Below are 11,968 nucleotides of genomic sequence, written 5' to 3'. Positions count from 1 at the left end.
GGGGGTCGTCATGCACGTGAACGTGCACACACAAGAGTAGACGGCAACGCCCATCCATGGAGATCAGCGGGCCGACGAGGGGGCAGAAGGTGTCCCGTGGTGCCCGGGGCGGGGGTCGAACCCGCACGCCTTGCGGCAGCCGCTTTTAAGGCGGCCGTGTCTGCCGTTCCACCACCCGGGCCGGACGGCACCGGCGCGTCGAGTCGCGGCGGTGCAGTGTCACGTTAACCGGTCGGCCGCGACTCGGCGTACCCCGTCACCGTTGCCCGATTGTGAGCAGCGCACCCCCGACGACCACCGAGGTCGCCTTCGAGCGGGATCCCCGCCCCGCCGGCCGGGCCGTCCGCCGGCCCCGCAGCGCCCGGATCCGGGCCTGGCTGGGTCACCATCGGCGGGACCTCGCGGTCGCGCTGTTCTTCACCGCGTTCGCCGGATGGCTGACCCACGGGCTCTGGCCGAACCCGGGCGCCCGGACGCTGGCGCTCAACCCCGCCGACCAGGCCCTGTACGAGTGGTTCCTCGCCGTGGACGCGCGGGCCCTGTTCGGTGACTTCGGCCTGCTCACCGACCGGCTCAACGCCCCCGACGGGGTGAACCTCATGGCCAACACCACGGTCATCGCGCTCGGCATCGCGCTCGCGCCGGTCACCCTGCTGCTCGGGGCGCCGGTCACCTTCGCCCTGCTCGCCGCGGCCAACCTGGCCGGCACCGCGGTGGCCTGGTACCTGCTCTTCACCCGGACGCTCCGGGCACGCCGGCTCGCCGCGGGGCTGGGCGCCGGCCTGTGCGGGTTCGGCCCGGGCATGGTCTCGCAGACCAACAGCCACCTGCACATGACCGCCCAGTGGCTGGTGCCGCTGATCGTCTGGCTGGTGGTGCGGCTGCTGCGCGCCGCCGATCCACGGCGGCTCCGCCCGGTCGGCGCCCGTACCCCGGCGGCTGGCCCGGACCGGCGCCGGATCGTCAGCTCCGCCGTCGGCCTCGCGGCCGTGGTCACGGCCCAGGTGTTCATCGGCGAGGAGGTGCTCTTCCTCGCCGCCGTGACGCTGCTGGTCATGGCCGTCACGTGCGCGGTGGTCGACCGGGACCTGGCCCGCCGCGCGCTGCCCGGCTTCGCGGCCGGGATGGCGCTGGCCACCGGACTCGCGCTGGTGGTGCTCGCGTACCCGCTGTGGTTCCAGTTCGCCGGACCGCAGGGTGTCGCCGACGGCGTCTTCAACCCGCGCCACTTCTCGGCCGACCTGCGGAGCTGGTGGGCGGTCTCCCCGCTGTCGGTGGGCGGCGGCGACGAGGCGGCCGGGCTCACCACCGGGCCGGCCGAGTACAACACCTTCCTCGGCTGGCCGCTGCTGCTGGTCACCGCCGTCTGCGCGGTCTGGCTCGGCCGCCGTCGCCCGGCCGCCATCGCCTGCGCCGTCGCCGCCCTGGTGATGGGGGCGCTCTCGCTCGGCCCGTCGGTGGTGGTCGGGGGTACGCGGACACCCGTGCCCGGCCCGTACGTCCTGCTGGCCGGGCTGCCGGTGGTGGACGGCGCGCTGCCGATGCGGTTCGCCCTCGCCGTGCTCCCGCTGGCCGCGACGCTGCTGGTGCTCGCGGTGGACCGGGCGTTGCGGGGCACCGGCCGGGCCCGCCGGCTGGTGCCGGCCGCGGTCGGCGCCGCGCTGCTGCCGCTCGTACCCACCCCGCTGCCGACCGCCGACCGCCCGCCGCTTCCGGAGTTCGTGACCGGCGGGCACTGGCGCGCGTGCGTCGAGCCGGGCGGTGTGCTGGTGCCCGTGCCGCTGCCGAGCCCGCGGGAACCCTGGCCGATGCGCTGGGCGGCGGCCGCCGACGTGGCCTTCGGCCTGCCCGAGGGTTTCTTCATCGGCTCGTACGGCCGCCACGGCACCGCCGCCTTCGGCGTCTACCCGCGGCCGACGTCGGCGCTGCTCGCCGACGTGGCGCGGCGGGGTGACCGGCCGGTGATCGGCGAGGAGCAGCGCCGGCAGGCGGCTCGCGACGTCGACTACTGGGACGCCTCCTGCGTGGCGCTCGCCGACGGCACCCCGCACGCGGAGAGCCTGCGGATCACCCTGGAGCAGCTCTACGGTCCGGCCACCCGGGTCGCCGACGCCTGGATCTGGCGGGTCTGACCGTGCCCCGGACGCGACACGGCCCCTCCGCGCGGGCGGAGGGGCCGTGTCGACGTACGTCAGCCCTGGCGGACCGGCACCGGCTGGGACGCCTCGAGGAACTCCTCGCGCGGATCGTGCAGCTGGCCGAGGGCGACCACCTCGCGCTTGAGGAAGAACGCCAGGGTCCAGTCGACCACGACCCGGACCTTCCGGTTGAACGACGGAATCCGGCTCATGTGGTACGTCCGGTGCATGAACCAGGCCGGCCAGCCCTTCATCTTGATGCCGTACACCTGGGCCACGCCCTTGTGCAGGCCGAGGCTGGCCACGCTGCCCGCGTGCTTGTGCCGGTACTCCACGGGCTCCCGCCCCCGGATCACGGCGCGGATGTTGTCCGCCATGCGGGCGGCCTGGCGCACCGCGTGCTGGGCGCTGGGCGAGCAGTAGGCCCCGGGCGGGCCGGTGAGGTCCGGCACGGCCGCGCAGTCACCGGCGCTCCACGCGCCCTCGACCACCCGGTCGCCGTCGACGACCTGCAGCGTCGGCAGGCAGGTGACCCGGCCCCGCTGGTCCCGCGGGAGGTCCGTCTTGTCCAGCAGCGGCGACGGCTTCACACCGGCGGTCCAGACGATCGTGTCGGCCCGGAAGCTGTCCCCGTCGGAGAGCTTCACCAGCTTGTCGACGCAGGACTCCAGCCGGGTGTCCAGCCGGATGTCCATGTTCCGCTTCAGGAGCTGCTGCACCGTGTAGGCGCCCATGTCCCGGTCGACCTCGGGCAGCACCCGCTGCGTCGCCTCGACGAGCACCCAGCGCATGTCCTCGGGGGTGAGCTCCGGGTAGTAGCGCAGGGCGTCGCGGGCCATGTCCTCCATCTCGGCGATGGCCTCGATGCCGGCGTACCCGCCGCCCACGAAGACGAAGGTCAGCGCGCTGCGCCGCACGTCCGGGTCGGACGTGGCGGCCGCCACGTCGAGCCGGTCCAGCACGTGGTTGCGCAGGTAGATGGCCTCGCCGATGGTCTTGAAGCCGATGCCGTGCTCGTGCAGCCCGGGGATGGGCAGCGTGCGCGACACGGAGCCCGGCGCCACGATCACGTGGTCGTACGAGATCTCACGCGGGGGCCCGGCGATCGGCTGGACCGTCGCGACCTTGCGAGCGTGCTCGATCCGCGTGACCGTGCCCGCCACGACGGTGCACCGCCGCAACTCGCGTCGCAGCGGCACCACGGAGTGCCGGGGGGAGATGTTGCCCGCCGACGCCTCCGGAAGGAAGGGCTGGTAGGTCATGTGCGGCTGGGGGTCCACCACGATGACCTCAGCCTCGAGAGAGCTGAGCTTCTTCGACAGGCGCAGGGCCGCGTAGAGGCCCACGTGACCGGCACCCACCACAAGGATCCGCTTCGGATTCACGCCATCTATCTTTCCCCGGCCCGCTCGGCTAATCCCGTCCGCGCCCCCCTTCTGTGACGGAGCACAACCGCTGTGACCTGCGCAACGTCGCCGCGACCTCCCCCGTCACCGGCGTCGCAGGAGCCACCCGAGCAACCCCGACACCACCACGGCGACCAGCAGCCCCGCCACCGTCACGAGCTGGTGGCCCGAGTCCCCGCCGAGGCCGCCGACCTCCATGAGCAGCACCCCGAGCACCGCCGTGGCCAGCAGCACCCCACCGGCCCGCAGCAGCCAGCGCGTGATCAGCTCCGGGTCGACGACCGCGTCGTACGGCAGCAGCGCGGCCAGCGCGCAGAGCGTGTGCGCCAGGTACAGCAGGCCGGCCAGGGCGAGCAGTCGCCAGAGCGCGACGGGCCGGTCGTACCCGTCCGCGGCGAGCAGCCATCCGGCCACCGTGACCAGCGCCGCGAACGTCGGCCACACCCGGCGCGGCCAGACCGCCGCCAGCACCGCCACGGCGACCAGCAGGCCGAGCGTGCGCCCGAGGAGCACCTCCGCGGGGTACGCGAGCACGGCGCCGGCCAGCACGGTGAGGAAGATGCCGGCGCGGATCAGCAGCGGGGTGGGGCTGGTGCGGGCGACGGCCGTGCGGAGCGTACGCACCCGCTCGGTGAGGGCGTCGATCATCGCTGGCCCCCTCCCCCGCCGGCCGTGGGCCGCCGGACGGCCGACCGCGGGTTCACCGGGCACCCACCCGGGGCGCGGTGGCGAGCCGGGCCACGTCGTGGAGCACCTGGTCGAGGCTTCCGGCGCCGGCCCAGCGCACCACCGGTACGCCGTGTTCGCGCAGCTGGGCGATCATCGTGTCCCGGTCGAGCCACCACAGTCGGTACGCCACCTCGGCCCAGCCCTGGTCCTTCGGTGGGCTCAGGTTCGCCGGGAGCGTGTCCACCGCCACCACGAACCGGCCCGAGCGGGCCAGTCGGGCGAGCATCTGCGCCGACCGCTCGTCCAGCAGCGGGGTCAGCACCACCACGAGCGCGTCCGCGGAGAGCAGCTGCGGGCCGAACACCTGGTCGTACGGCTCGTGCGAGCTGGCGTGGGCCCGCACGTCGAGCAGCCACTCCAGCACGGTCAGGTACTGCCGCCGCCCGGTGGCCGGGCGCAGCCGGCGCGCGGCCGGGCCGTACTCCAGCAGGGAGACCCGGTCCCCGCGGTGCAGGTAGTGCTCGGCGATGGCGGCGGCGGCCCGCACCGTCGTGTCCAGCACCGAGGCGGCGCCGTCGACGCCGCCCGAGCGGCCCGCCTCGGCGAGCACGTCGAGCAGGACCACCACCTCGGCGTCCCGGTCGGAGAGGGTGGCGGCGACGTGCAGCTGCCGTGCCCGCAGCGACACCCGCCAGTCGATCCGCCGCAGCCGGTCCCCCGGCGCGAAGACGCGGACGCCGGCCAGCTCGCCGCCCTCGCCGGGCCGGCGGGAGTGGTGCGCGCCGACCAGGCCGGCGGCCCGGGGCATGGCCTCGACCGCCTCGAACGGCTCGGTCTTCGGGTACACCCGCACGCGGACCGGTTCGGTGATCACCGCCCGGGACACGAGCATCCCGCCGGCCGCGGCGACACGTGCGCCGGCCGGACCGATCGGGTGCCGCCCCCACCGCAGCGCCGTGCCGGCCAGCTCCAGGTCGACCGCCGTCGCGGCGGGCACCGACGTGACGAACGGCCGGTCGGCCACCGTCTTCCCGCCGGCCGTCGCACCGCCCGCGAACCCGACCCGCTCGATCCGTAGCCACGGCGAGACCCGGCTGCGGACCACGGCGACCTCGTACTCCACGGCGTCCGGGTTGCCGAGCGTCACCGTGCGGCCCATCTCAGCGCCCTCGACGAGGTGGGCGTCGTCGGCGTCGATCCACACCTCGGGCAGCGCGCGGGGCCGGCGGCGCAGCGCGTACGCGGTGCCGAGCGCGAACGGGGTGGCCAGGACCACCAGGTCGACGCGCCCGAGCACGACGCCGGCCAGCAGCAGCAGACCGGTGAGGAGGACGGCCCGGCCCAGTGCCCGGGTCGGCGTCCAGCCCGCCACCGGTGGCTGCTCCGGCACGCTCGGTCCGCCCATCAGAGCCCGGGCCGGCCGGCCGCGTAGCTGGGCAGGGCGCCGCTGGCCGGGGCCGGCGTGCCCTCGAGCACCTCACCGACCACGAAGGACGGGTCCACCCGCCGCAGCCACATCTCGGGGCGCAGCGTGATCCGGTGTGCCAGCGCCGGCGCCGCCACCTCCTTGACGTCCTCCGGCACCACGTAGTCCCGTCCGGCGAACACGGCCCGGACCCGGGACAGCAGAAGCAGCGCCAGCGAGCCACGGGGCGAGGCCCCCACCAGCACCGACGGGTGCTCGCGGGTGGCCGCGGTGAGCGAGACGATGTAGCGGCCGATCGAGTCCTCGACCACCACGTCCTCCAGCGCGGCCTGCATGGCGCGCAGCGTGGCGGCGTCCACCACCGGCTTGATCTCCGCCTCCTCCCGGCGGCGGGCCATCCGGCGGCGCAGCACCTCCCACTCCTCCTCGTGCGCGGGGTAGCCGAAGGAGACGCGGAGCAGGAACCGGTCGAGCTGCGCCTCCGGCAGCGGGTAGGTGCCCTCGTACTCGACCGGGTTGGCGGTGGCCAGCACGTGGAACGGCTCGTCGAGCCGGTAGGTGACGCCCTCCACCGAGACCTGCTTCTCCTGCATGGCCTCCAGCAGGGCCGACTGCGTCTTCGGCGGGGTCCGGTTGATCTCGTCGGCGAGCAGCAGGTTGGTGAACACCGGGCCGGCGCGGAAGGTGAAGTCGCCGCTGCGCTGGTCGTAGAGGAACGAGCCGGTGACGTCGGCGGGCAGCAGGTCGGGCGTGAACTGGAGTCGACGGAAGTCCAGCCCGAGCGCCTGGGCGAAGGAGCGCGCCGTGAGGGTCTTGCCGAGGCCCGGCAGGTCCTCCAGCAGCACGTGCCCGCCCGCCAGGATCCCGGCGAGGACCAGCTCCAACGCGTCCCGCTTGCCGACCACGACCGAGCCGACCGCGTCCAGCACGGCCCGGGCCAGGTGGCCGACCTCCACGGGGGGCATGCTCCGGTCCACGTCGTTCATCAGATCTTCTCCAGTTCGGCGACGATCGCCGCGAGGTCGCGCGGCGACGGGGGGCGGCGGGGCGGGGTCTCCAGGAACGCCCAGAGCCGCTCGCCCAGCAGGGCACGGGCACGGGCCGGGTCCGACTCGCGGGTCACACCGTGCCGGAGGCGCAGCCGTTCGTCGGCCAGCTCCTGCAGACGGGGGAGGATGACGGTGCTGAACCGCTCCGGCCGGGTGTTCGACCACTCCAACGGCCACTCCCAGCCGTTGATCGCCCGGCGCAACGCGTCCTGGGCACCCCAGTTCCAGGTGCCGTCCTCCACGGCGGAAGCCGGGGGGCGGGGCTTCGGCAGCGGCGTGGGCGCGAGCGCGGCGACGACCCGGCGTACGGCGAAGAGCGCGACCACACCGGCGATCAGGACCAGCAGCGACACCCGCAGCCCGACCGCGCGCAGGGCGACGATCACGACGACGACCACCGCCGCCGCGCCGGCCAGCGACCGCAGTGCCTGACCCAGCCAGCCGCTGCGGTCCCGCCCGTCGGGCCGGGGCCGCTCCTCCTCGAAGCTGAGCAGCTCGTCGATGCTCGCGCTGCCGCTCATGCCGGTGCTCCCCCTCGCCGCAGGGAATGTCCGCTCACGCCGCCACCTCATCGGAGGTCACGGCGGTGAGTTCACCGCGCAGCCGGCGCAGCGCCGCCCGGGCCTGGTCGCGGGTGCGCTCGTCGACCGGTCGGGTGGCGTACCGCGCCTCACGGTAGACGTGGGCGAACTCGGCGAGCACGTCGGCGCTCACGATCGCCGGCACACCGGCGGAGGGGTCGCCGCGGAGCAGGCGGAGGACCAGGTCGGTGGAGGTGTCACCGGCCAGCCGCGGAACGCCCGCCGCCGCGGCGGCCTCCTCGAGGCGTACCCAGCAGGCGATGACCGCGACCCGGGGGTCGACGTCCTCGTCGTCCAGCTCGACGAGGCCGGCGTCGACGGCGGCCACCACCTCCCGCGCGGTGCCCTCGGCCGTGCGTCCCGGCCGCTGCGGCAGCGGGCGGTGGCGGCGGCGCAGGACGTTCCGGATCGGCGCCCAGAGCAGATAGCCGAGGGCGGCGACCACGGCCAGCCCGGCCAGCACGATGGCGGCCGTCACGATCCACGATGGCAGGTCGGGCAGGTTGGCCTGGCCGGCGTCGCGGGGCTCGACGGGGATCGAGGGCGGCGCCGTCGGGAACTCGCTCGGGTACTCGGGAACCAGCGGGATGCCCTCGGCGGCCGGCGGGATCCGGCTCGCCCCGAGCGAGGAGTTCGCGGCGGCGATCCCGGCGCCGACGAGCAGCAGGACCACGGCGGCGACCGGCCACCAGCGGCGCAACGGGCCGGGACCGGCCGGGGCGCCGTCCTCCGCGACCGGGGACTGCGGTGCGGGCTGACGCGTACTCTTCGTCATGGCCACCGCCCCACGCAGCTTCAGTCCACTCCGGCCAACTGCTTCGCCCGGGCGAACACGTCGTCCAGCATTCCTGGTGTCAGCCGCCCTGTGAAGGTGTTCTGCTGGCTGACGTGGTAGCAGCCGAGCAGATCCGGTGCGGCCGTGCCGGACCAGTGTGCCCCATGGGCGAAGGCCGGTCGCGGGCTGGGCGGACGGATTCCGTAGACGTGCAGCAGCACGGGCCACCAGGCGGCCCACGCGAAGGCGCCCAGCGCCACGACCACGCGCAGCGTCGGCCGGATCAGCGCGACCTCCCGGTGCAGCCAGGGCGCACAGGTGTCCCGCTCCTGCGGGGTCGGCTTGTTGTCCGGCGGGGCGCACCGCACCGCCGAGAAGATCCGCATGTCACGCACCGTGAGTCCGTCATCCGCGGCGACGCTCGTCGGCTGGTTGGCCAGGCCTGCGCGGTGCAGCGCGGCGAAGAGGACGTCGCCGGAGCGGTCACCGGTGAAGATCCGGCCGGTGCGGTTGCCGCCGTGGGCCGCGGGCGCGAGACCGAGGATGGCGATCCGCGCGTCCGGCGGGCCGAAGCCGGGAACCGGACGACCCCAGTACCGCTGATCGCGGAACGCCGCCCGCCGGGTGCGGGCCACCTCCTCCCGCCAGTCCACGAGCCGGGGGCAGGCGAAGCAGTCGCTCACCGCCGCGTCGAGGTCGGCCAGGTCGGCCGCCCGCGCCGCGCGGTCGACCACCTCGTGCGGGGTACGCGGCTCAGCCAAGCTTCGCCCGGAAGAGTTCGAGGGTGCGCGCCCAGGCGGTGGCGGCGGCACGCTGGTCGTAGTTCTCGGGCCGGTCCTCGTTGAAGAACGCGTGGGCGGTGCCGGGGTAGTCGTAGGTCTGGCAGGTGCCGCCGGCCTTCTCGATGGCGTCGCGTACGGTCTGCACGCCGTCGTCGGCGGAGGTGCCGTCCGCCTCGGAGCAGTGGATGATCGCCGCCTTGCCGGCGTAGTCGGTCCACTCGGTGCGCATCCCCTCCCAGGGCAGGCGGGGGTAGAAGGCCGCGGTGGCGACGATCCGCTCCGACCGGCTCGCCGCCCAGAGGGCAAGGCTGGCCCCGGCGCAGAAGCCGGCGCAGCCGACCTTCCCGGCCACCTCGATCCGGCCGGCGAGGTAGTCGGCCGCGGCGGCGATGTCGGAGGCGGCCTCGTCCATCTGGACGCTGTTCAGCATCTGCCGCGGCTCACTCGGTTTGCTGGCCGGCCCGCCGTGCCGGAAGTCCGGGGCGAGCGCGACGAAGCCGGCCTCGGCGAACCGGTCCACGACCGCGCGTACGTGGGGCACCAGACCCCACCAGTCCTGGATGACGATGACCGCCGGGCTGGCCGCACCGCCGGAGGGTATCGCGAGATACCCCTCGCTCGTACCCTGGCTGCGGTACCTCACCATTTCGCCCATCGGCCCGTCCTCCTAGCGGTCAGTCATCGTTGGCTGGTCGCCCAGTGGCGGTAGCCTGCCACGCCACGACCGCCCCGGGAAGAGGCGGGAGCAGTGGCGTTCACCTCCTGTTGGTTCCGTGTCGACCCGGCGTACGCCGACGGCGGCGCGCACCGTCGTCGCGCCGCCGTCGGGGCCGTCCGGACCGGGCCGGACCGTGGTCTGTCAGGACTTCTTGGTGAGGCAGAGCAGGTACCCGGTCTTGCCCGGCTCGATGCTGTAGAAGAGGTAGCCCTCCTGGTCCTCCTTGATGTACGGGTCGCACCCGGCACCGGACTGCGCCTGCGCCTCGGTCTGCCCGTCGACGCGACCGACCACCGTGTACACGGCCTCCGTCGAGGTGCAGTCCACGACCTTGGCGCCGTCGACCTCCTCCTCCTCGGTGCCGGTGACCTCGGGCAGTTCGGCGATGCAGTCGCCGGCCTTCGCCTCGGCCGTCGGGTCCTTGTCGAAGAACCCGCGGATGGCGGTGGCGAGGCCGAACTTGAGCCCGGCGACGACCACGACGACGACGATCGCGCTCAGGATGCCGAGCGCCTTCCTGCCGCCGGACTTCTTCGTCTCCGGCGCCGCCGGGGACGTGGCCGGCTCGGCCGGGGGCGTGACCGGGGGCGCCGCCTGCTCCGCCGGCTGGGGCTGCTCGGGGCTGGCCGAGGGGGGCGGTGCGACCTGCTCTGACACGGGGGTTCCTTCCGAGGGGTTGATGAGCAGACGACACCGTAACGATCATCAACTCCGCCCGCCGTCCCGCCGGCCTCATCCGTTCAGGTATTTCCCAGCTTCGTCGCCGGCCGCACGGCCGCCGGCGTCCGACCGCCACGGCCGCCGGCGTCCGCGGGCGTCCGGCCGCCACGTGGTGACGGCCGGACGCGTATGGACAGCTCAGCGGGTCGCGGTGGGCGCCGGGGTGGCGGTCGGCGCGGGCGTGCCGGCGCTGCCGGTCGGCGCGGGCGTACCGCTCGGGGTGGCGCTCGGCGGCGCCGTCCCCGTCGGGCCGACGGTCGGGTCGGGTGTGGCCGACGGGGTGCCCAGCGGCGGCAGGACCGGCGCCGTCGACGGATGGTGGGCCGGCGCCCGCGGCGCGAAGGGCGCCCGGTCCGGGCAGTACGGGTACGGGCGCAGCAGCGGGTTGCCGTTCGCGTCCCACTCGTCCACACAGTCCGGATAGCCGAGCCGGATGGGGTTGCCGTCCTGGTCGAAGAGCCGCGCGTTCTCCACGAGCCGCCCCTCGCTGTCGTAGACGAAGACGTCCCGGACCGCGTCGTACGGGTTGTTCACGGCGATCGGGTCGTAGGGGTAGTAGCCGGCCCGGTTCTCGGCGTTGGCGAGCCCGGCCAGCGCGAAGACGACGAGCACCACGCTGCTGGCGTGCAGCGCCCAGCGGGGCCAGCCGTGCAGCCCCTCGGAGCGGCGACCGAGCCAGACCGACACGAGGACGAGGCCGGCGAGCAGCATCAGACCGGCGAGGAGTTCGCCGCCGAAGCGCGGCAGCAGCCCGAAGCTGCCGCCCGTGCTGACCGTGGTGACCAGCATCGCCGCCAGGTAGGCGCGCAGCACCCACCAGGCCGGGCGGAGCAGCCGCAGGAACTCGCTCGCGGTCGCGTAGCCCAGGGGCGGCCCGAGCCGGGCGTCCAGCGTGCGCAACCGGCCGCGCGTCCGGTGCACGGCGGCGGCCAGCCGGTGGTCGAGCGTACGGCGGCCGACGCTCGGCGCGCCGGCGGCGGCCCGCAGCTCCGCGGCGTACGCCTCGGGCGCGCCGAGCCGGTCGACGAGGGAGCCGCCGGCCTCCGCGGCCACCTCGGCGAGGTGCTCGGCCAGGTCCTCGGTCAACTCGTCGCGTACCGCCGCGGGCAGGTCGGCCAGGGCCGCGCGCACCCGCTCGACGTACTCCGTGATCTCCTGCTCCGTGACGGTCACGCCGCCACCCCCCGTTCGTCGAGCAGTGCGTCCATGGTGGTGGCGAACGAACGCCAGAGCTTGCCGGAACGGGTCAACTGGTCCCGCCCGGCCGCGTTCAGCGAGTAGTACTTGCGGTGCGGTCCGGATTCGCTCGGCACGACGTACGTCGTCAGCAGCCCGGCGGCGAAGAGCCGGCGCAGGGTGCCGTAGACCGACGCGTCGCCGACCTCCTCGAGGCCCGCCTCGCGGAGCCGGCGGAGGATGTCGTAGCCGTAGCCGTCCTCGTCCCGGAGGACGGCGAGCACGGCGAGATCCAGCACGCCCTTCAACAGCTGCGTGGTGTCCACGCATCGCACACTACTGTGTTATGCGAAGTACCGTCAATCGAACAGCACCATCGGTACCCGCGTGTCCCCGGGCGCCGGGTCCGCCGGGCCCCGACCCGCCCGTCTCGGCCCGCCCCTGGGCCGGGCCTGCGCCCGGGCCGGGCCGGTCAGGGCGCGATCGTCGGGTCCGTGGATCGCCGGTTCCGCCGGATGGTCGTAGGGT

The 11,968-nt window shown here is 74.6% G+C and carries 12 protein-coding genes and 1 tRNA gene; 1 reads left to right on the top strand and 12 read right to left on the bottom strand.

Translation table 11 applies throughout. The annotated features are described in order from the left end of the window. Window positions 1-97: 97 nt before the first annotated feature. A tRNA-Leu gene (locus tag D7I43_RS07655) sits at window positions 98-181 on the bottom strand. 91 nt (window positions 182-272) lie between these two features. On the opposite strand from D7I43_RS07655, the gene D7I43_RS07650 reads away from it, so the two are divergent. Continuing rightward, window positions 273-2,132: a hypothetical protein gene (locus D7I43_RS07650; protein ID WP_120327686.1), complete on the top strand. Its 1,860-nt coding sequence runs from the start codon at window positions 273-275 to the stop codon at window positions 2,130-2,132. A gap of 59 nt (window positions 2,133-2,191) precedes the next feature. Here the strand turns inward: D7I43_RS07650 and D7I43_RS07645 are convergent, their stop codons facing one another. The 11 genes from D7I43_RS07645 to D7I43_RS07595 form a co-directional block, all read right to left on the bottom strand. Next, entirely contained in the window at window positions 2,192-3,523 is a 1,332-nt protein-coding gene (locus D7I43_RS07645) for an NAD(P)/FAD-dependent oxidoreductase (RefSeq protein WP_120327685.1), read from the bottom strand. Between the two features lie 105 nt (window positions 3,524-3,628). Next, window positions 3,629-4,192 carry a hypothetical protein gene (locus D7I43_RS07640; RefSeq protein WP_120327684.1) on the bottom strand — a complete coding sequence of 188 codons (564 nt, stop codon included), beginning with the start codon at window positions 4,190-4,192 and terminating at the stop codon, window positions 3,629-3,631. 52 nt (window positions 4,193-4,244) lie between these two features. Beyond that, window positions 4,245-5,618 (bottom strand): DUF58 domain-containing protein, encoded by a 1,374-nt coding sequence (locus D7I43_RS07635; protein ID WP_120327683.1) that lies wholly within the window; start codon window positions 5,616-5,618, stop codon window positions 4,245-4,247. After that, the gene (locus D7I43_RS07630; protein ID WP_120327682.1) at window positions 5,618-6,625 is read right to left on the bottom strand and encodes an AAA family ATPase; all 1,008 of its coding nucleotides are present in this window, start codon (window positions 6,623-6,625) and stop codon (window positions 5,618-5,620) included. The genes D7I43_RS07635 and D7I43_RS07630 overlap by 1 nt, the downstream gene beginning before the upstream one ends. Continuing rightward, window positions 6,625-7,209, bottom strand: coding sequence for a hypothetical protein (locus D7I43_RS07625; protein ID WP_120327681.1), 585 nt, complete (start codon window positions 7,207-7,209; stop codon window positions 6,625-6,627). Before D7I43_RS07625 ends, D7I43_RS07630 begins: the two co-directional genes overlap by 1 nt. A 34-nt stretch (window positions 7,210-7,243) precedes the next feature. Further along, entirely contained in the window at window positions 7,244-8,044 is an 801-nt protein-coding gene (locus tag D7I43_RS07620) for a DUF4129 domain-containing protein (protein WP_120327680.1), read from the bottom strand. A gap of 20 nt (window positions 8,045-8,064) precedes the next feature. Then, a complete protein-coding gene (locus D7I43_RS07615; RefSeq protein WP_120327679.1) occupies window positions 8,065-8,778 on the bottom strand; it encodes a uracil-DNA glycosylase in 714 nt (237 codons plus the stop codon). Window positions 8,779-8,797: 19 nt separating this feature from the next. Further along, window positions 8,798-9,481, bottom strand: a complete 684-nt coding sequence (locus D7I43_RS07610; RefSeq protein WP_120327678.1) for a dienelactone hydrolase family protein — start codon at window positions 9,479-9,481, stop codon at window positions 8,798-8,800. A gap of 204 nt (window positions 9,482-9,685) precedes the next feature. Then, the gene (locus tag D7I43_RS07605) at window positions 9,686-10,201 is read right to left on the bottom strand and encodes an LppU/SCO3897 family protein (RefSeq protein WP_120327677.1); all 516 of its coding nucleotides are present in this window, start codon (window positions 10,199-10,201) and stop codon (window positions 9,686-9,688) included. A gap of 201 nt (window positions 10,202-10,402) precedes the next feature. After that, complete coding sequence (locus D7I43_RS07600) at window positions 10,403-11,437, bottom strand: HAAS signaling domain-containing protein (protein WP_120327676.1); 1,035 nt, start codon at window positions 11,435-11,437, stop codon at window positions 10,403-10,405. Next, complete coding sequence (locus D7I43_RS07595; protein WP_120327675.1) at window positions 11,434-11,766, bottom strand: PadR family transcriptional regulator; 333 nt, start codon at window positions 11,764-11,766, stop codon at window positions 11,434-11,436. Before D7I43_RS07595 ends, D7I43_RS07600 begins: the two co-directional genes overlap by 4 nt. Window positions 11,767-11,968 lie beyond the last annotated feature (202 nt).

The organism is Micromonospora globbae (genome assembly GCF_003610785.1).
Lineage (GTDB): Bacteria > Actinomycetota > Actinomycetes > Mycobacteriales > Micromonosporaceae > Micromonospora > Micromonospora globbae.
Note: the sequence above shows the minus strand (reverse complement) of the source record. Positions and strands in the feature narration are given on the sequence as shown.